The 21,993-nt window shown below is 42.2% G+C and carries 12 protein-coding genes; 3 read left to right on the plus strand and 9 right to left on the minus strand.

Annotation, left to right across the window (positions count from 1 at the left end; all coding sequences use genetic code 11):
* Positions 1–13: 13 nt before the first annotated feature.
* From hpsA to gloA, 6 genes are all read right to left on the minus strand, one after another.
* The gene (hpsA, locus tag VB693_RS11960) at positions 14–4,519 is read right to left on the minus strand and encodes a hormogonium polysaccharide biosynthesis protein HpsA (protein WP_323266467.1); all 4,506 of its coding nucleotides are present in this window, start codon (positions 4,517–4,519) and stop codon (positions 14–16) included.
* A 600-nt stretch (positions 4,520–5,119) separates the two neighbouring features.
* Complete coding sequence (gene rpmB / locus VB693_RS11965; protein WP_190703272.1) at positions 5,120–5,356, minus strand: 50S ribosomal protein L28; 237 nt, start codon at positions 5,354–5,356, stop codon at positions 5,120–5,122.
* Positions 5,357–5,637: 281 nt separating this feature from the next.
* On the minus strand, positions 5,638–7,605 hold the full coding sequence (gene htpG / locus VB693_RS11970) for a molecular chaperone HtpG (protein WP_323266468.1): 1,968 nt from the start codon (positions 7,603–7,605) through the stop codon (positions 5,638–5,640).
* 134 nt (positions 7,606–7,739) lie between these two features.
* Positions 7,740–9,092: a glycosyltransferase gene (locus VB693_RS11975; protein WP_323266469.1), complete on the minus strand. Its 1,353-nt coding sequence runs from the start codon at positions 9,090–9,092 to the stop codon at positions 7,740–7,742.
* A 101-nt stretch (positions 9,093–9,193) separates the two neighbouring features.
* On the minus strand, positions 9,194–11,836 hold the full coding sequence (gene clpB / locus VB693_RS11980) for an ATP-dependent chaperone ClpB (protein ID WP_323266470.1): 2,643 nt from the start codon (positions 11,834–11,836) through the stop codon (positions 9,194–9,196).
* Between the two features lie 558 nt (positions 11,837–12,394).
* Complete coding sequence (gene gloA, locus VB693_RS11985) at positions 12,395–12,829, minus strand: lactoylglutathione lyase (protein ID WP_190703284.1); 435 nt, start codon at positions 12,827–12,829, stop codon at positions 12,395–12,397.
* Between the two features lie 349 nt (positions 12,830–13,178).
* Between gloA and eno the strand changes: the two genes are divergently transcribed.
* Positions 13,179–14,471, plus strand: coding sequence for a phosphopyruvate hydratase (gene eno / locus VB693_RS11990; RefSeq protein ID WP_323266471.1), 1,293 nt, complete (start codon positions 13,179–13,181; stop codon positions 14,469–14,471).
* A 65-nt stretch (positions 14,472–14,536) separates the two neighbouring features.
* Here eno and argC read toward each other — a convergent pair whose 3' ends face one another.
* A complete protein-coding gene (argC, locus tag VB693_RS11995; RefSeq protein ID WP_323266472.1) occupies positions 14,537–15,595 on the minus strand; it encodes an N-acetyl-gamma-glutamyl-phosphate reductase in 1,059 nt (352 codons plus the stop codon).
* 455 nt (positions 15,596–16,050) lie between these two features.
* On the opposite strand from argC, the gene ribBA reads away from it, so the two are divergent.
* Positions 16,051–17,706 (plus strand): bifunctional 3,4-dihydroxy-2-butanone-4-phosphate synthase/GTP cyclohydrolase II, encoded by a 1,656-nt coding sequence (gene ribBA / locus VB693_RS12000; RefSeq protein WP_323266473.1) that lies wholly within the window; start codon positions 16,051–16,053, stop codon positions 17,704–17,706.
* Positions 17,707–17,774: 68 nt separating this feature from the next.
* On the opposite strand, the gene VB693_RS12005 is transcribed toward ribBA, so the two are convergent.
* Positions 17,775–18,968 (minus strand): site-2 protease family protein, encoded by a 1,194-nt coding sequence (locus tag VB693_RS12005; protein ID WP_323266474.1) that lies wholly within the window; start codon positions 18,966–18,968, stop codon positions 17,775–17,777.
* 304 nt (positions 18,969–19,272) lie between these two features.
* Here VB693_RS12005 and VB693_RS12010 point away from each other — a divergent pair, with 304 nt between their 5' ends.
* Positions 19,273–21,540: an FdhF/YdeP family oxidoreductase gene (locus tag VB693_RS12010; protein ID WP_323266475.1), complete on the plus strand. Its 2,268-nt coding sequence runs from the start codon at positions 19,273–19,275 to the stop codon at positions 21,538–21,540.
* Positions 21,541–21,703: 163 nt separating this feature from the next.
* Here the strand turns inward: VB693_RS12010 and VB693_RS12015 are convergent, their stop codons facing one another.
* Positions 21,704–21,922, minus strand: a complete 219-nt coding sequence (locus tag VB693_RS12015; RefSeq protein WP_323266476.1) for a hypothetical protein — start codon at positions 21,920–21,922, stop codon at positions 21,704–21,706.
* Positions 21,923–21,993 lie beyond the last annotated feature (71 nt).

The following is a 21,993-nucleotide window of genomic DNA, read 5'->3' on the forward strand; positions in this document are numbered from 1 at the left end:
TAAAATCTGCTTATTACGAGCAAGCATCAGTTGCATTAGTATCATCTGCGGCTTTCTTAGCACATAACAGAGTTTTCACCCAAGGATCATCTTTGCCAACTTCTCGGAAGAACTCATCTGGCAAATCATCAGGGATGGTGATTAACTTTTGGGCAAATAAGTCAGGTGATTGAGATAGCAGTGCCACATCATAACCCCATTGGCGTGTAGGAGCTAGATAGAAGGGTGTTCTATTGCCGTTACCCTGAATCTTATAGAAACCAGTGGATAATGATGCGCTAAATGGTGCAGTAGCGTAGGTACTACGCTTTATTTGATAGAAAGCACCACTAATCTTTGCTGGCGTTGCAGCACTACTGGCGTTCCAGTTTTCAATAAAGCGGACAAAGTTGTGCAAACCACCATTATCTTCAGCCGCACGACCAGTTACAGGTGAAGCTGCTGGGGTGTCTCCAGCTGCGGAAATTACATTGAAGGTAGTTTCTGTAGCTATTTGTAACCAATTTCCGTGTTTTCCGGCACTTATCAGATCCGAATATGTTTTTTCTAAAGTATCAAAGGGGCGATCAAATTGGAAATAAGGTTTATACACAATATTATTGCCACTTTGAGTACCTTCTAACCAGGGAATGAAATATGCTTTTTCATCACCAGTGGTTGGATCTTTAATGGTTGCATCTTTTGGTAGACTCGCCCCTGACAAAGGCCAGGGGAATGTTGCAACTTTGTCATCCGCACCAATGCCATAAACCTCAAGTGGTGTTTTTAGCGCACCAGTATCAATATTACGTACAAATGCAATTCTTGTTGGTGCTGTAAATTCACCGGTTGTTGCATCCACAAAATCCGTACAATCTTTTGGTGGTATACCAATCACTCCTGTTTTCAGTGAAGTTACAGGTTGACCAAGAATTTTTGATTCATATGGGTCTGAACCCTGCTTATCTCTCCATTGACTCTGTGCTTGGGCTTTAGTAGGACAGGCATTTTTAATTGACCAATTTTTAGGCTCACTGCATGGCTCTGCATAACATACTTCAATTGCTAGTGTCTTAGCCCGTACTTTCCTTACAATTGGTGTAACAAAGTTGTTGAGGTAAGAACTACCCTGAAATCCTGTTGCTGCATCTAGGTCTTTAGGATAGGCAGTAAAATAGCCATCACTGTTTTTCACCTCATGGTCATACCAATCAGCTTTTGGTACAAAGGAATTAACAGTTGAGAAAATATTGGTATAGGCTGCTGGAACTGTAGCAGTGTCAATCTGCCAATCGTAGTCTGCTTCGTCGCGGAAGCCAAATCTAAAGTTATTGGAAAGTACAGTCATTGAATCTGCCAATACAGTAGCAGACCGCCATTTATCACCTGTAGTACACTTAGGCAACCTGGGATCACCTGGACGACAAGCAAAATGAGAATTTAAGTCTGTGCGACTATAGAAATTGCCCCAAGTATCAGTCAGTGCGGTGACAAATTCTTCTTGAGTGTGCAGATTAAAGTCACCCTTAATATATGCAGGTACATTGGTAGCTAAAATTAAACCCTTTTCTGCGTCTCGATAAGTATTAATTGTACCGCGTCCAATCTCCTTCCCTTCGACTAACATGATGGCATTAGGACGACGATTTGGATCAAGTTTGTAGTCTACGGGACTCTCTAGTTTGCCTGCTTCGGTATTACCTGCACTTAAATCTAGCAGTGCATCATCACGAGAGGCATAAACAATACCGCTATTAGGTAGTAAATACTCTTGTGCTGGAGTGGAAGTACCAATTGTTTGTTTGCGAAGTTTTTCAATATCTAAGACAGTGGCACGAATTTCTAACGGTTGTCTATCTTTCTTGGCTAGATCGTAATTTGTACTACCAGCAGTAGCATGAATGTTTTTAATTTGTCTGGCATCCAAAAAGGCAGTTTCATAAATCGCGCCATAAGGAATGACAGTATCACTGGGAGTAAGAGTGCCATCGAAAATTGCCAGACCACAGATTGCCGCATCAATCGCAGACTTTTCTGACAGAGTGCGCTTAGTAGCATCTGTTTTATCTAAAGCCCTTCTTAGTAGTCCATCATCAATAGAACGTCCACTTGGGCTTGGGTAAGTTAAGTCCGCGAGGTAACTCAAGACATCTGAATAACTAGTTTCAGTCTTAGTTGTGGGAAAATCGTAGACTATACCGTTGTTGGATTTACCATCAGTAGCATTATTGAATGGTAATGTTGATATATTCTGAGCTGTAGTGCTGTTGGTAGGGTCGTAATAGCTACTAACACAAGCAATAGGCGTGGGACTAGTCTGGCTGTAACCCGTAGACTTATAGTGATATACTGCCGTGGCCCGCATCCGCAGATATGGTTGACCTGTAGCGGGTTGATTGAATTTATAGGCAATCTCTAAACCATAGTCATTGTAGTAAGGCTTAATTGGGCTAGGAACTGAACTAGTTTTTATAGGTAACAGATCAGGCCAAATAACTTTGTTGACGGAGGTATAGGTAGTGGAAGTTAAGTTAGCTGCGGTAACAGTCTCAGGTAAATAAATTCCTGCTCCGGTTACTACCCGCAAGCCACCTACAGGTTCTTGTGGGCTGGTTGGTATCTGAGCGGCTGCTAATTCCCAGTCGCCATCTCTATCAGTAGTACCTAAATCTTTTAGTGTTTCTACACGAGAGCGACGAGTGCGATCGCCGTCTCCATTATCCCATTTATAGTCTTTGATTGTTTGGGTATCTTCAGCATTCGGGCCAACAAATGCTTCTTTAGTTTTGTCCCACCACAGCTGAGGAAGGTTATTACCGATTAAAACTCTGTCCCCAAAGGACTGCTCTACACCTTGTAACTGTTTTGCCAGTTTAGTGGGTTCAGTTGCAGGCGGATTCAGTTTGTCTGTTCCATTTTTATTTAGATCCAACTTAGCGAAGTCAGTGGCTGTCAAACCATCAGCAGGATCAACAGGATATATCCACAGATCGGGAGGACGTAAAGTATCGCCACTACCTTGCAATACTTCATCTTTCTTGCTACCTACGACTGCGTAATCTCCCAGCGCATCACCACCAAAACCAATTTCTCCGTATGGTACTCGGCGGGTGCGTCTTTTAAAGTAAAGTTCTATTTGGTTGCGTCGTAGTTTATATTTCTCAGTAGTAGTTAAGTCAGCTAAAGTTCGTCCTTGTTTGGTGACTATAGCTTCCATCCCTTGGGTAACTTCCGATGGATCTGTAGCTTCTAGTTTTGCTATTTGGGCTTCAACTAAGCGGTTGATACGTTGTACATAGGCTAGGCTATTGTAGGCAATTGTTGTTGGTACATAATTAACTGATTTGTTATTGCTTGCAGGAATTGCACCAGATGCGGCTGCTTTAATTGCAACATTAGTAACAGCAGCCGTTTTACCTTTATACAAGTCAATAGTTGCGCTGGGAGACAAATCGCTACCATCTGTTAAACCACCAGCACCTAGATTACCACCAACTACTATTTTGGCGTTATCTGGGTCATAGAAACAAGATGAGTTACTACTAACTTGATACAATCTGATACCGCCACCACCTGGTGAACCAGTCAAGAAGTTACTATTAGTAAAAACCCGTCCATTTAACCTAAAGGCTGGCCCAGGAGAGAGTCCTATATCATCCTCATAAACAACAGCATTGTTAACTAAAGGTAGTTGTACTCTATCTTGCTGATACTCTAAAGCTGAGAAACCTTTATTACCCCTTTTAGTTTCATAGTTAGTGGTATCTGTTGGTTGTGTGGTAATGGGGACACTCGCTGTGTAAACAAAAAAGGCTTTTTTTAACTTAGTACCATTTCTAAACCAGCCTGTGTTACCAACCAGGGCTGCACTTGTATCTTGACCATCTCCACAAGCACCACTGACACTACCAACGGTCATAGGCGGGGTTCTCGCCTCTAGGGCGTTTCTTTTACGGGTATATGCACCGCCCGTAACTGGAGGATTTTTAAAGTAGATTCCATAAAGGGTATAACTATCAAATTTACCATTGTTATCGGTATCTACAGGGTACATCCACCCTGTTTTGAGTTCGTTTGCACCTTCGACCAGTTTTAGTTGTGTTTCATCCCCAAAAGTATATTGATTTAAAGACTCTTCGTTACTTGTTACAGTGCCATACAAAGCATCATCTGTGGGTGTAGCGCGAGGCAATTTTGGGTCTTGAAATAGTTTATTTATTTTTGCTCTGGCGCGGTCAAGTGCGGGGGTCGCGGCATTCAGTGCAATCTCATTTACACGCACATTACTGGCATTTTTCGCCCTTTCAAAAGACCGAAATAAAATTGCTGTGGTGAGTAACACTACTACTAGAGCTACCAGTGCTACTGTTGGCAAAACGAACCCAGCATTTGCAGAACTTCGCCGTCTCTTAGTTAAAAATAAATTCCGCAGCAGCCAAATAATTGGCTTTTTAATTGCAGATAAATACTTCTTAATAAGCCGTCCCAGCCTTTTAAAAAGCTGTCTTTTAGTTTTGAATAGCTGACGTTTTGGCGACATAGCTACTTTCCTGTGAAGTGTTTTACAAAAAATTAGAAAATGCTTTTGGTATTAGCAATCATGCCTGTTGAGTAATCTATCAGGCATGATTAGAGGCTAGACTCATTTAACAAATCACCCTGTGTTAGCAACACTAAACTCAGTAGCAACACAAAATATTACTATTTATCCAAGTTATATCATTGGATAAGTTGACCATCTTATTCGGAAAATACTGATTTTCATGAGTTTTTGTAATTTGTGATTATTCAAGTAAAACAACACCGTGAATTCACATAAATGTGGCAGATGTTTATTTGATTGAGCTATGATTTTATAAATATATTGTGAATAGATTGAACTTATGTTACCCATCTAGTAAAGAAAACATATCAGTTCAATCCCAATTTATTAAAGTAGGTTTAAAATTTACAACTTCCCCATAATGAAATATAGATAAACAAAAATTGAGAACCCCACTTTCTTCAAAAAAGCGGGGTTCTCATTTCTCAGGAACGATTTAGTATTGCTATACTAACTTTTGCAGCATTTAACTACCAATTTTTTAATAAAGCGCGGCTTGTGAGGTTGAAAAACCCTCACAATTTTGGCAACCTGGTATTAGTAATGATTCAGGTTAAGACCAGCTTCTTTAGCCATTGCTTCTATTCCTAGCTTATCTAAGGTTTTGATAGCTTTTGTAGATAGCTTTAGTTTTACCCAACGGTTACCACCTGGCCACCAAACGCGCTTGCTTTGCAGATTAACTTGCTGAAGGCGTTTGGTGCGGCGGTGAGAGTGAGAAACTGCAAAGGCGTTATTTGCTTTTTTACCGGTCAGTTCACAACGGCGAGACATAATTATTTATCTCCAGATTTGGAATTGAAGTACAACCTTTCTATTTTAGAAGCTCTAACGCAAATATTGGGGTTAGGGTTATCTTTTTAAGGGGGATTTATATCAATTCTATGAGAAACTGTACTTTATACATCCTGTAGAGACGTTGTATACACCGTCTCTACTAGGTTTTTTTAGGTACTGAAATGCCTATTATTGTGTCAATTTAGTTTTGACAGTTCGTAGTAAGGACTTTAGTCCTTAGCAAAATTAGGACTAAAGTCCTTACTACAAACGGATAATTACTTGCTAGCTTGTTCTGTTAGCTTGGTAAGTACCTCATTTGACCTCTCAACAAAGGATTTCATTCCTTCAGCGTCAAATCCTTTTTGAGACATCAACGCCAAATCATAAACGTGTTGGCAAATTAAGTTTACCAATGGATTTGTCGTTGATTGTCCATCACCTTGAATGATAGTACCTTGATTGAGGCTGGTGAGGTTTTGAATGAGGGGATGGGCAGTGTTTACCAGTAAGATGTGATCTTCGGGGAACTCTGCATTCTGCTGCTGCATCATGGCGTTCATTTCCCGCAGGCGGCGCAAAATTTCTGGTAACAGAACCATTGCAGGTGGTGTACCTTGGGGGTCATCTGATTTTAACGCCTCGGTGCGGATGTTGACTTTGGGTTTATTGAGGGCGTTCTCAAATAACTCCTTAACAACCTCACTCTTAGTTTTATTGGTTGTGGGGTCAACAATTTCCCCGGCTTTGTCTTGATCGAGTAGGGTATTATCTAGGTCAGAATCTACCCGTGTAAATTTGACATCCTGATATTCCCGTTCTAGGAAATTAATAAAATGGGTATCGATGAAGGAGTCCATAAACAGGACTTCCAAGCCTTGGTTTTTGTGCAGTTCTATATAAGTCGATTGGCTAGCTTCATCGGTGCTGTATATTACCCTATTTTCGTGGCGTTCTTTGTTGCGTTCTAAGTATTCTTTCAGTGTGGTGTAAGGACTACTGGATACAGCAGGTTTGACATCTTGCCAAGCATCCCCTTCTTCTGTTTGCACTTCGACGGCTGGAGTTTCAGCAGTTGATTCCCCAAATTTGGCTGTGCTGCGGAAAACAATGATGTCTTCGACTTGTTTTTTAAATTTTTCGTCGTTGAGAACACCAAACTTTACAAAAGTACCTAGGTCTTTCCATGCACTGATGTATTGTTCTCGGTCTTCCCGGTATAGTTCTTTGAGTCTGTCGCCTACTTTCTTAGCTATGTAATCGCCGATTTTGCGGACAGTGCGATCGCCTTGCAAGGCACTGCGAGATACATTTAATGGAATATCGCTGCTATCAATCACACCCCGCATGGGTACGAGAAATTGGGGAATAATTTCTTCGCAGTTATCGCTGACAAAAACTTGGTTACAAAATAATTTGATCTGTCCTTTTGCTACATCTACATCAGGACGCATTTTGGGGAAGTACAGAATCCCGTTGATAATAAAGGGATAGTCAGTATTTAAATGCACCCACAGTAGGGGTTCTTCCTGGAAAGGATACAAATAGCGGTAAAATTCCAAATAATCTTCTTTTGTCAAGTTACTGGGAGAATCCCGCCAAGGAGCTTTTTGTCTGTTTAAAACTTCACCATCCATTTTGATGGGAACTGGCATGAAGTCACAGTAAGTCTTGACCAGATTTTGAACCCGTGCTGCTTCTAAATATTCTTCCTCATCGGGTAACAGAGTCAGAATGATAGTAGTACCGCGAGTTGTGCGGGGTGACTCATCCAGGCTGAATGCTGGCGAACCATCACAAGACCAATGAACGGCTTGCGCTCCTTCTTTGTAGGAGAGGGTATCAATTTCTACTTTCTGCGCCACCATGAAGGAGGAATAGAAACCCAGACCGAAGTGACCGATAATCGGCTGGTCTGCTTTCCCTTGATATTTATGAATAAATTCTTCCGCACTGGAAAAAGCTACCTGGTTAATATACTTTTTCACTTCATCGGCGGTCATACCAATACCGTTATCGGTGATGGAAAGGGTCTTTTTGTCTTTATCGATGGCAATTTGAATTTCTGGTTCACCAACTTCTCCCGTATATTCACCTGCACGGGAAACCATGTTTAGCTTTTGAATTGCGTCTACGGCATTGGATACCAGTTCCCGCAAGAAAATTTGATGATCTGAATAAAGCGATTTCTTGATGATCGGGAAAATATTCTCAGTATGAATACTGATAGTGCCTTGTTCTAGCATGGTTATTTGTGTGTTTTAGTTAAAAAATAATTCTGAGGATCAATTTTCTGCGATTCTGGGTACTTATAGGTATGGAATGCCTCTCAAATTTTATTCGGATTTCACTACCCTCAATAGAAAGCACTATCGCAATTCTAGAGGCTGCTGTATATGTTAGCTAAGTCTGTAGCCTGCATACTCACAGTACGAATTTTTTGAATACCTTGACGGAGTTGATTAACTAAATTTATATCTGTTGCTAATTGTCTCAATGCTTCAGTCCAAGCTTTCGAGTCATTGGCTGGAACTAACCATCCATCAACGCCGTGTCTGACAAGTTCAGCGATACCTCCCAAGTCAGAACCAAGTACAGGTAAGGATAAAGCATGAGCTTCTAAGACAACTAATGGCCCAGTCTCCAGCCATTGTGAAGGTACGGCAAGGATATCGTAATTAGCTAAAGCTTGGGGTATTTCTTCCCTAGAGAGTTGTTTTTCTATGCGAATACGCGGATCTTGATCAACCAATTTTAAAACTTGTCGGCGATATTTTTCATCTTGAGCTATGCCATGAATTACCAACTCTATGGGACTATCTCCAGGTAAATCTCTTACTGCTTTGACTAAGATGTCTATACCTTTGTATTGATCCCAGCGTCCTAAAAAAACTACTTTTAATGGTTCATTTGCTAGCTTGAATTTTGGGGTTAAAGGTTGCTCTTGTTTAGTGTAAGCAATACCATGACGGCTAAGAACCAGTTTATCTTCAGGAATGCCATTGATGAGTAGTGCTTGATAAAGCCAATCACACACAGCTATGATGCGATCGCAAAATTTTGCCATTTCCAGTAGACTAGATTTTCTAGCCGCAACATAGCCAGGTACAACCAAGGGACGTACAAATCTGCCTAAATTGCCATTGTCTACAGAGTTGGGAAGATAAGCACTAGTAGGTAAAGGTAAACGGCTGAGGATAGATAGCGGTAAATGGCTGAAGGTATTCACCATTGCTTCTGGTAGCTGTTTACTTAAAGTGTCGGTACACTGTGAACAACGTATGGCATCAATCTTGCCATCACACACTTTTTGTCCATGTAACATCATGGTAGTGCGCTGGCAAATGGGTAGAGGATAATGAATTGTCATCACTGTCGCCATACCTAATTCTTTTGCCAAGCGCAAATGAGGTAAACCACAAGCGGCTTCCCAATGGTGCTGATGGTAGACATCTGCTTTTTGCTGAGATAGCCATTGAGCAAAATCTTCAAATTTTCCGTGGGGGAATTGTCCGTGATTAGGTTCTTTCTTGGGTGTAGGGAATACAGGATAACGGTAAACCTCTATATTGTCATACTTATAGGTGCTTGCCTTGGCTGAACCTGTGCTAGCAGCTGCTATCTTAATTTCGAGATCATCTAGTTGCAACTCTAGCAGCAATTCCTTGAGATTGACTTGAATACCACCACATTTATCGGGAAAATACCGAGCAAGGGCTTGAATTACTTTCATAATTTGTGCTGCCAAGAGATAGTAAAATTACCCTTGCTATTGTATGCGGTGTATTTTTAATCACTGTCTAATATTTGAGACAACGTTGCAATTTAACTTTTCTATGGTGTAGTTTGTGCTACTGTCACCTTAACTGGTGCTTTGTTACTAAAAGTTAGACCATTTTCACCCTTATCAATGTAAATGGTATCTCCAGCGATAAAAGTATTCTCCAATAACTTGGTAGCAATGGGGTTTTCAATTTCTCGCTGAATTGATCGCTTCAGGGGACGTGCGCCGTAAACTGGGTCATAACCCCTCTCTACTAATAAACTACAAGCGGCTGGGGAGATTTCAAAGGAGATTTTTTGTTCTCGCAGCAGATTTTCCACGCGCTTGAGTTGAATGCGGATGATTTGCTGCATTTCAGCACGGCTGAGGGTGTGGAACAAGATGATATCATCAACGCGGTTGAGAAATTCGGGGCGGAAGTGCGATCGCAAAGCTTCCATTACCCGCGTCCGCATTGTCTCATACTTGGAATCATCACCAGACACATCTAATATATGTTCGCTACCAATGTTACTGGTCATTACAATAACTGTGTTGCGAAAATCTACTGTTCTTCCTTGAGAATCAGTAATCCTACCGTCATCTAACACCTGGAGCAAAATATTAAATACGTCGGGGTGTGCCTTCTCTACTTCATCCAATAGCACTACAGAATAAGGATGACGGCGAACAGCTTCCGAAAGCTGACCGCCTTCTTCGTAGCCTACGTAACCTGGAGGCGCACCAACCAATCGGGAGACTGAATGTTTTTCCATGTACTCAGACATATCTAAACGCACTAAAGCATCATCCGAGTCAAAGAGAAACTGGGCTAAAGCGCGGGCAAGTTCGGTTTTACCGACACCAGTCGGTCCCATGAACAAGAATGAACCGATGGGGCGGTTGGGGTCTTTCATCCCCGCACGGGCGCGACGAATGGCGGCGGAGACGGCTTCCACTGCTTCCTGTTGACCGATGACGCGTTGATGTAAGTGGCTTTCCAGTTGCAGTAACTTTTGCCGTTCTGATTCCAGCAGACGATTTACCGGGATACCTGTCCACTTGGCGACGATTTCGGCGATATCGGCTTCGGTGACTTGTTCGCGCAGGAGAGTAGAACCTTGGCGTTGAACTGCTGAGAGTTCTGCTTCTTTGGCTTCAAGGTCACGCTTTACTATCTCTAATTTGTCATACTTCAACATAGCCGCTTTATTCAAATCGTAGTCACGTTCGGCTTGCTCAATCTGCACTCTTAAAGCATCTTCTTGTTTCTTTAAAGCACTGATGGCTTCTAAAAGCAGCTTTTCACCTTGCCATTGATTGGTTAAATCCTGCTGTTTTTCCGTTAAATTGCTGATTTCTAACTCAATGCGCTCTAAACGTTCCCTAGTTTGAGCAGGAACTTTCTCTTCCCCAGCTAGAGATAGCTTTTCCATTTCTAGCTGCATCAAGCGGCGGTCAATGGTTTCTAGTTCTGATGGTTTGGAGGTAATCTCCATTTTTAATTGCGCTGCGGCTTCATCTACTAAATCAATAGCTTTATCTGGTAAGAAGCGGTCAGCAATGTAACGTGCTGATAAAGTCGCCGCCGCTACCAACGCCGAGTCTGAGATTTTCACGTTGTGGTGGACTTCATAGCGTTCCTTCAACCCCCGCAAAATGGAGATGGTATTTTCCACACTGGGCTGATCAACATATACCTGCTGAAAACGGCGTTCTAGGGCTGCATCTTTCTCAATAAACTTGCGGTATTCATCGAGGGTAGTCGCTCCAATACACCGCAATTCTCCCCGCGCTAGCATGGGTTTGAGCAAATTACCTGCATCCATCGCCCCCGCTTGATTAGAACCAGTACCGACAACAGTATGCAATTCATCAATAAATAAAACAATTTGACCGTTAGATTCCGTAACTTCCCGGAGAACAGCTTTGAGACGGTCTTCAAATTCACCCCGATATTTAGCCCCAGCAATCAAACTACCAATATCTAAAGAGATGAGTTGACGGTTTTTCAGAGATTCGGGGACATCACCATTTACTATACGTTGTGCCAGAGCTTCTGCGATCGCAGTCTTACCCACCCCAGGTTCACCAATTAATACAGGGTTATTCTTACTCCGGCGAGACAACACCTGAATCACCCGGCGTATTTCATCATCTCGCCCAATTACCGGGTCGAGTTTTCCAGATTTAGCCTGTTCTGTTAAGTCTCTACCAAATTTTTGCAGAGCTTCATAGCGAGACTCTGGATTTTGATCTGTCACTTTTTGACTACCGCGCACTGCTTTAATACTCGCTTCTATTTTGCTATTGTCTGCATTAAAACCTTTGAGTACACGCTTACCAACACGTTCATCATCGGCAAAGGCTAACAGAATATGTTCTACAGAGATAAACTCATCTTTCATCCCTGTCCTAATTTCTTCAGCCTTATCTAGCAGCGTATCTAAGCTGCGTCCCAGATAAAGCTGATCACTTTTGCCCACTTTAGGTTGACGTTGAGTAAAAGCTTCTAATTGCTGCTGCAAACGCACTGGATCAATTTCCGCACGAGCTAAAAGCCTAATTGCTAAACTAGTTGGTTCTTCTAATAGGGCAATAATTAAGTGTTCAACATCTAATTGCTGTTGTTGATATCCACGAACTATATCCTGGGATTTAACAATTGCTTCCCAGGCTTTATCAGTAAATTTATTAGGATCTGTAGGCTGCATCTTTAAGATTTTGAATGTGAAACTTTCAGCGTTTGTAGTTTTAAGGTAAAAATTGCGTGATCAGGAAAGAAGAGTCTAGAGGTTAGTATTGTTACGCAGCACTTTTTCCAATTTCTACTCCCTAATCAGTAGTTCAAATATTTTCAGTGTGTATCCGCGTATTTATTTTGTGGCAGTTAGGGATAAAGCAACTAAGTTATGGTTTTACCGACTACCTATTCCCTAATTTAACGTAACGCGGAAGTCCCTAACCTCAGCGTAGCAGGTTGGGGAGTGGGGTCGGGGAGAAGTCGTCAATTTTTGCATTTGGCAGCCTATCAATCCAATCTTCAACTAACTGGGTAACTGTTTTTTCCTTGAGGGATGGGGGATAAGGAAGGGAGAATTACTTATGAGTCCCCAGTCCCCAATCCCCAGCAGTTATTTAATTAAGGGACTTCCAGATAAAAAAAATATCCAAACTGTAGGGTGCGTCAGTGCGATAGAACCTAACTATACTCAGAAATTATTCATACTGACGCACCCTACCCAACTGAGTCCCCAGTCCCAATCTGTGAATTACTGAGTTACAAGTTGTTCTGATGATTCCTGTTTCACTGTTGAGCCTTGAGTACCTAGTTGGATTAGTTCTATTTTGTATCCGTCTGGGTCTTCCACAAAAGCAATCACTGTAGAACCGTGTTTCATTGGCCCCGGTTCTCTCACTACTTTACCGCCAAGATTTTTAATCGCTTCACAAGTTCCATAGATATCATCTACCCCAAGGGCAATATGACCGTAAGCATTCCCTAATTCGTACTTGTCTACTCCCCAGTTGTAGGTTAGTTCTATGACTGCTGTGTCACTTTCATCGCCATAACCAATAAACGCCAGAGTAAATTCCCCACTGGGATAATCTTTCCGCCGCAGTAACTTCATCCCCAGCACGTCACAGTAGAATTTCAAAGACTCTTCAAGATTGCCGACCCGTAGCATTGTATGTAGTAAGCGCATATAGACCTTTTCTGTGAGTGTGTTCACCTGCCAACATTTTACAGAGAGAACTGGCGTTGGGGTTTTTACCGTTCGGCTGACGCGGAAATTGAGCTTGTCGAAACTCACGGCGGAAGCCTACCTTGAGAGGGCAAGATTTTGAATTTTGAATTCGGAGCGCAGCGACGTGACTATTGACTATTGATCAACAAATAATCCAAAATCCAAAGTCCGTCTATTAGACATCGATGACCTAATCTTTGGAAATCTTCATTTAATCTCAGCCGATAGTTCGCCTCAGAGCATATGCTAGCGATTGGGTTGAGCTAATAGATTTTGTGCGATCAACGGTAAGAAGGAGCAAAAACTAATGAGTAGTAACATTGTAGATACTTCTATTGAGGCAATTGTCGCCCGCGAAATTCTCGACTCGCGGGGTAGACCAACGATAGAAGCAGAAGTACATTTGCTAAATGGTGCTATGGGACTAGCACAAGTTCCTAGTGGTGCTTCTACAGGGACTTTTGAAGCCCATGAACTACGAGATAAGGATAAAAGCCGTTACGGCGGTAAAGGGGTACTCAAGGCAGTACACAACGTCAATGAGATACTTTCCCCGGAGTTAATTGGCTTGGATGCCCTCGACCAAGAACTGATAGACCGGACAATGATTGCTCAGGATGGTTCAGGGAATAAATCTAACCTGGGCGCAAACGCAATTTTGGCAGTTTCCCTGGCGACTGCAAAAGCTGGGGCGGAATCTTTGGGGATTCCTCTTTACCGCTATTTGGGTAATCCTTTAGCGAATTTGCTACCTGTGCCTTTGATGAACGTCATTAATGGTGGGGCGCACGCTTCTAATAACGTAGACTTTCAAGAGTTTATGATTGTCCCCATCGGTGCATCTTCGTTCCGGGAAGCGTTGCGTTGGGGTGCGGAAGTATTTGCTACCCTCAGCGAAGTGCTGCATGATAAGGGTTTACTGACTGGTGTCGGTGATGAAGGTGGTTTTGCCCCTAACTTGGAATCTAATCAAGTAGCTTTGGAATTGCTGGTAGCTGCTATTGAGAAGGCTGGTTACAAGCCAGGGGAACAAGTGGCTTTAGCTTTGGATGTGGCTGCTAGTGAGTTTTATAAAAATGGGCAGTATGTCTATGATGGTAAACCTCACGCACCAACAGAGTTTATTGATTATTTAGCGCAGTTGGTTGACCAATACCCGATTGTCTCCATTGAAGATGGTTTACATGAGGAAGATTGGCAAAATTGGCAATTACTCACCCAAAAGATTGGTTCAAAGGTGCAATTGGTTGGGGATGACTTGTTTGTAACTAATGCTACTCGTTTACAAAAAGGCATCCAAGAAAAAGCCGGTAACTCCATTTTGATTAAACTCAATCAAATTGGTTCTCTAACTGAGACTTTGGAAACAATTGACTTGGCAACTCGGAACAGTTTCCGGTCAGTAATTAGCCATCGTTCTGGTGAAACTGAAGACACTACAATTGCTGATTTAGCCGTCGCCACCCGTGCAGGTCAAATCAAAACCGGTTCTCTGTGTCGTAGTGAACGGGTAGCTAAATACAACCGTTTACTCCGTATTGAAGATGAACTAGGCGATCGCGCAGTTTATGCTGGTGCTGTAGGTTTAGGGCCAAAGTGAGTCCTGAGTAATGAGTAATGAGTAATTTTTTAACTCAGCACTCAGCACTCAGCACTCAGCACTGACTAAGGATAAAACCCCAACTTGGGTAATCCCAATGTCTCGTCCCAACCCATCATGATATTGAGACACTGAATTGCTTGACCCGCCTGTCCTTTGATTAAGTTGTCGATGGCTGACATCACAATCACTCGGCCAGTTCGCGGGTCAACTTCTAGACCCATGTAACAAATATTGCTGCCACTTGCCCACTTGGTATGAGGATATATCCCTATTTCACAAATTTTTACCCAAGGGCAATTACGGTAAAAAGCTGTATAAATTGTAGTTAAGTCATCTCCTACAAGACCGGGATCGCGGAGTGAGGCGTAGACTGTTGCTAAAATTCCCCGCACCATCGGCACAAGATGGGGGGTAAACTGCACCGTAACTTCATGACCAGCCAGTTCGCTACAAATTTGCTCGATTTCTGGAGTATGGCGGTGACGGGCAACGCTATAAGCAGCTAGGGAATTATCAGCTTCCGCTAATAATAAGTGAGTTTTGGCTTGTCTACCGCCGCTTGATGCACCAGATTTAGCATCAATAATTGCGGTATCGGGAACGATTAAGCCTTGCTTGAAGAGTGGTAATAGTGCTAAAAGACTTGCTGTAGGGTAAGCACCAGGACAGGCAACTAGTTGAGCATCTGCAATGCGATCGCGATAAAGTTCGGGTAATCCGTACACTGCATTAGCTGCTGTGGTGTGATCGCTTCTGTTATTGCCATACCAACTGGTATAGGTTGCCAAATTTCTAAATCTATAGTCCGCACTCAGATCCACTACCTTACATCCTTTTTCTAGTAATGTTGGGGTAATTTGGCAAGCTAGACCATTCGGCAGTGAAAGAAATATTACCTCACATCGCCGAGCAATGATTTCGGTATCTATTGCCTCAATTGGCAATTTCACTGCATTAACCAGATGGGGATAAACAGACGTAAAAGGCTTACCTGTACTGTTCTCGTCTCCTAAATAGACTAGTTCGACTTCTGGATGCTCCATTAGTAACCGTACTAGTTGCACTCCGCCATAGCCTGACGCGCCAACAATCCCAACGGGTACGCGCCTAAAATTACCCATGATCTCAAATCCTCATCCGCTTTTGGTTAATCCGTCGTTATCTATCAACTACTAGCTACCAGAGGCGAAACTGAACAAAACGCCACAGAAGACCAGCACCAGAGCATTTTCAAAATTCACAGCACTAAAGCCCAATTTTAATGGTATTGATGACTTATAAGAGTAGGGGACAGGGGACAGGTGACAGGTGACAGGAAATTAGCCCTATTCCCTATTCCCTCTTTCAAGACAGTAGAAATTTCTCTACGTCAACGAAACATTGCTAGTCTATATCTCTGCTGCACAAAGGAGCTAGAATTTACAATAAGAAATTATAAAAAAAATTTACGATTACTAATTAATTAACCCCGTGTACAACTTAATCTCATACCTTACCCCCGATTTCTTCCCTATCCTAACCCTACGGGAAGCAAGCTAGACTTATCCATCCACATCCCATTCCCTACTCCCTTTTTATGTTTGATTCTATTGATGCTGCCTTGACAGACCTCAAGGCTGGTCGTGCCATTGTAGTGGTAGATGACGAAAATCGAGAAAATGAAGGCGATTTGATTTGTGCGGCTCAATTTGCTACGCCTGACATGATTAATTTTATGGCGGTAGAAGCCAGAGGATTAATTTGTCTGGCGATGACAGGCGATCGCCTGGATGAACTCGATTTACCCTTGATGGTGACAAACATCACAGATCCTAACCAAACGGCTTTTACTGTCAGCATCGATGCGAGTCCGCATTTAGGCGTATCTACTGGGATTTCAGCCGATGACCGCGCCCGTACTATTCAGATAACTCTCAACCCAGCCACAAAACCTTCAGATTTACGCCGTCCTGGGCATATTTTCCCGTTGCGGGCTAGAACTGGTGGTGTCCTCAAACGCGCTGGACACACGGAAGCGGCTGTGGATTTATCTCGATTAGCAGGACTATATCCAGCTGGGGTAATTTGTGAAATTCAAAACCCTAATGGTTCAATGGCGCGGTTACACCAGTTAATTGATTATGCAAAACACCACAATCTGAAAATTATTAGTATTGCTGATTTAATTAGTTATCGCCTCAAACACGATCGCTTGGTATATCGAGAAGTGGTCACTAAGCTACCTAGTCAATTCGGTCAGTTTGATATTTACGCCTATCGTCACACCCTAGATAATACAGAACACGTTGCCATTGTTAAAGGCGACCCCGCTAACTTTCGAGATGAGGCGGTGATGGTGCGGATGCACTCAGAATGTCTCACAGGTGATGCTTTAGGTTCTTTGCGCTGTGATTGTCGGATGCAGTTACAAGCCGCACTAAAAATGATTGAAACTGCTGGTCAAGGTGTGGTTGTCTACCTGCGCCAAGAAGGACGGGGTATTGGCTTGATTAACAAACTCAAAGCCTACTCCTTACAGGATATGGGACTGGATACCGTCGAAGCCAATGAGCGTTTAGGATTCCCCGCCGACTTGCGGGACTACGGGATGGGGGCGCAAATCCTCATGGATTTGGGGATAAAAAAGATTCGCCTGATTACCAATAATCCTCGGAAGATTGCGGGGGTTAAAGGCTACGGATTGGAAGTTGTCGATCGCGTGCCATTGTTAATTGAAAGCAATGATTACAATTCCTATTACCTAGCGACTAAAGCCAAAAAGCTGGGTCATATGCTGTTACAGACCTATTTGGTGACAGTGGCAATTCACTGGCAAGATGACCCGCAATTGGTGACAAAACGCTACGAACGCCTAGAGAAACTGCGGCATTTAGCTAAAAGCTATGATTTATTGTTGCAGGAAGAAGCACGTCCGTTGGCGATCGCTTTATTTGATGAGCCATCGTTAACAGTACACTTAGGTTTTGACCAAGCAAAAGTAGCAGATGGTGATTGGTATCAGCAAGCTGGTCATCCTTATATACAAGCCATTTTGCCAATTCTGGATAACTTAGCGGCGTTACCTTACGTCCAGAAACTAGAATTTTTGATTTCTTCTGGTAGTGACCCCTTAAGTAACTTGCAAGTGCAGCTAGATCGGCAAATAATTCTAGATGGAGAATTACCATCTGTAGTAGGCGATCGTTTAGAGACTCAGCAAATTTATAGTTTTAGCAGAATCACCTCTATCTAGGTAGGAAATTCTTGTGAACTACCCACACTTGCCATCCGGGTAAGATGTGGGGCTTCTCTCGGTTCAAGCTAATTGATTGACTTAGCAATTCCCCCCAACTGCAACCCCGGCGGATAACTACCCTCTTCCTTAATGCGCTTGATTTCCGCATCAGTAATCCGTAAGCCTAACTTTTGTGCCAAAGTCTGTACAATATCTCCCCGATCAATCACCCCACCCACAGCACCCGCAGGTGTCAGAACAGTGACACGCGGTAAATTCTCATTTTCTAGCTTGTTGATGACCTCAGCCATAGAAGTTGATTCAGCAACCGTGGGTATTTCGGTCAGAGGATGGACAATACTGTGCAGAGTTTGGGTTTCCCATTGGCTTCTCTCTACCAAGCGCAAATCCTCAATGACGACCATTCCCCGATAACGTCCATCAGAAGCAGCAAAATAAACTTCTGGTACAGTGGTTTCTAATAAATACGCGTCAGCAAAGGAACGTAAAGTCTGGTCAGCATCAATAACACGAAAGTTCCGAGTCATTGCATCGGCGGCTGTCACCTTCAGCAAGGTTTCCTGTAATGTTGTCATCTGGTCATAGGTGTTGGCGTTACGCACAGCAAACCAACCTAACAACGCAATCCATAAACCAGTGACTAACTCTCTAGTCAAGAAATCTACCGCAAATCCTAGGGCGATCGCACCATAACCTAAAATTTGTCCTGCCCTAGCTGCCCAATGTACAGCTTGGAAGCGGTTTCCGGTAATTTGCCACAGTGCAGCTTTTAATACTTGACCACCATCTAAAGGCAACCCAGGAATCAAGTTAAACAAAGCTACAACCAAGTTAATTCTCGCCAAATCACCCACCATCATACTGATTGGGCTAGTATCAGGCACAACATTACTCCCTAATTGGAGGAGAAAAAACAACCCAATACTTACCAAAGGCCCGGCAATGGCTACCTGAAAGGCTTTCCCCGGCGTTTTAGATTCTTCTTCAATCGCCGCAATCCCACCAAACATAAATAGGGTAATAGAATTAACTTTAATCCCTTGCGATCGCGCTGCTAAACTATGACCCAATTCGTGCATTAACACCGAAGCAAACAGCAGCAACGCCATGATGATTCCCGCACTCCAGGCTGTGACAGTTCCCAATTCTTGGTAAGCTATACCAAAATTCAGAGTAGCTAACCCCAAAATTACGAACCACAGAGGGTCTAAAAATAGGGGAATGCCAAATAAAGACCCGATTTTCCAATTTGTTTGCATTACATTATCCTAAAATTAAATATTTTCAGCAGACATACCGACGATGGTATGGGTGTTTTTACATATGATTTTGTAATTTTTTGTGGGAATACACGACAAAAACAGCGATCGCTGCTTGATCTGCTCTCCATCCTAGAATAGACAATTGAATCGATTTGGGCGTTTAAAAAATAAAAAAATATAAATTTCCCATGCAATAGGGACTAGGGCGAAACTTTTTATTTCTATTCTGGAACAGCTTACGACACCAGATAATTTTAGCAATAATAGTTAGTTAGTTAAGTGAGTTGAGATTTAGCTAAGTATGGATAACTTACCTCAAAGCAAGTCTAGCTCCCCTGCTGGGGGTGGTTTACCTGTGATTCAGTATTGGGTAGAACAAACTCTCTCACCACAAGGATTAAAATTATGGCAAACTCTCAATCATAAAAGTGCGTGTTTATCCTGCGCCTGGGGTACGGGTGGACAAAAAGGGGGATTTGTTAATGAAGCGGGGGAATATTTACAACGCTGTGCTAAAAGCGTAGAGGCGATCGCTGCGGAATTGCAACCAGGAATTAAACAGTATTTTTTCCAAGAACATAGCATTAGTGAATTACAAAAACTGACTTCTCAAGAATGCGATCGCTTGGGTAGATTAAGTTATCCTCTGATTCTCAGATCAGGTTCATCTCATTATCAACGTATTAGCTGGGAAGAAGTTTATCACATTGCTACACAAGCCTTTAATTTACGCCCAGCACGGATTGCTAGCTATAGTTCTGGACGTTCATCGAATGAAGCTGCCTATTTACTACAATTACTAATGCGATCGCTAGGTAGTAATAATCTAGCAGACTGTTCAGATTTGTGTCACGCACCGTCAACAGTGGGTTTAAAAAAAGTTTTTGGCTCAGGCACATCAATGATCAGCCTAGAGAGTCTAAAACATAGTGATTGTATTCTTCTAATTGGTTCTAACGCACCTGCAAATCATCCGCGACTCATGAACGAATTAATCAAATTGCGGGAAAGAGGCGGTAAAGTAATTATTATTAATCCCCAAATTGAAATCGGTTTAGTTAAATTTGCATCTCCTGCATTTCCTATCAAATCTCTACTCACAGGTGGTTCAGATATATCCTCTTTATATTTACAACCAATTCCTGGTAGTGATGTTGCATTATTTGTGGGGTTACAAAAATCTCTAATCGAACAGCATTTGATCAAAACAGAATATCTGAAATCCCATACACAAAATTGGCAAGAAGTTATAAATTACGCTAATAATATATCCTGGGATAACATCACTAACACCTGTGGTTTATCCAAAGAAGAAATCACAGCAACAGCTTATATAATTGGTAAATCAACACGGGTAGTTTTTGCCTGGGCAATGGGAATAACTCAACACGCTAACGGTGTAGATAATATTTTTAGTATTGCTAATACAGCCTTAATTACAGGTAACGCTGGTAAAATTGGTGCTGGGACAATGCCCATTCGAGGACATTCTAATGTGCAAGGATTTGGTTCAATGGGTGTCACTGTACACTTGCGAGAGGAAATCAAACAAGCACTATCTCAACTATTAGGAAAACCTTTAAATGAAACACCTGGTTATCATACCCGTGACTTAATAACAGCAGCAGAATTAGGCAAGATAGATACACTGTTTTGTTTAGGAGGAAATTTGTATGCAGCCAACCCAGATTTACAGCAAGCAAAACAAGCATTATCGCAAATAGAAACCATTTTTTATATTGCTACTAAACCCAATTTAGGACATTTTCACGGATTAGCTAAACAGCAAACTTTAATACTACCTGTATTTAATCGCTTTGAAAATCCTCATAAAACAACAACCGAATCTGGTAATAACTTTGTGCGGTTAAATGATGAAGGTAAAAGTCATCTGCAACCACCTGATGCTGACCTAATTTCTGAAATAGAATTAATCACCGAAATTGCTCATCGGTTACGTGGTGAAACACCGATAAATTGGCGTAAATTGCAAGATACAGTTTATGTGAGAGAATTAATTGCTAAAACCATTCCTGGTTATGAAAAAATTGGCACAATTGACCAAACAAAACAAGAATTTATGATTGAAGGGCGGATTTTAGATGAACCTAAATTTCACACATCTGATGGCAAAGCGCAGATGTTTGTCACACCTTTACCGCAATTATCACTACCAACTAAAGCAGCATTTGGTGTAGCAGAAGATCAGCCAGGAATTGTGGTAATTTTAGGAATAGGACGCAGCTATGGTCAACATAATACTGTAGTTTATCGTAATGAAGATAAATATCGAGCAATGCCCCATCGTCACTGCATTTTAATGAATCCTCTGGATGTAAAAAAAGCAGGATTTGAGGAACACCAGCGAGTAACAGTGAAAGGAGATAGGGGAATATTAGAAAATATTGAAATTATTTGTGGGGCGATTCTTGAAGGTGTAGCTTTTATGTTTTATCCTGAAGCTAATGTTCTATTTAAAGCAAAAATTGATCCTCAAAGTGGCACACCTGCTTATAAAAGAGTTCCAATTTGTATTGTAGATCCGCAACTTCTAACAGGTGACAGGTGATAGGTGATAGGTGACAGTTAAGAGGAGAGAACACCGCGCTCATTTAAGCAAACGCGGTGTGCCTGAGAACTTGCGGTTCAGTTGGATTTGCTCTTCCAAAATAACAATCATGGCGGCAGAACCGCCTTCTTGTGAATATCCCAGCTTTCAGACGGGTAGAACGTCATTCAATAGTGATTGACTGAGGCCCAGTTGCTTTACCATTATGAGCTTCATTCCTTTGGAAAGAATTACTGTTAGCATCTACTTGTTTATCTAACCAACTTTTGACGGGATCATCTGCAAGGTTGAGTCGCAGCACACCAGAGACAAACCCCCCAAAAAAGGAAGCTGGGTGTTGAACCAGTTGCTTAAATATTGGTGATAATTCATCTATGAACATTTAGACTCTCCTGCAATATTTTGCGAAAATTAGTATTTATTCACTAATCGTAACGTGTAAATTTTGCTTTG

Origin of the sequence: Anabaena sp. UHCC 0399, assembly GCF_034931465.1 — a bacterium.
GTDB classification, from domain to species: domain Bacteria; phylum Cyanobacteriota; class Cyanobacteriia; order Cyanobacteriales; family Nostocaceae; genus Trichormus; species Trichormus minutissimus.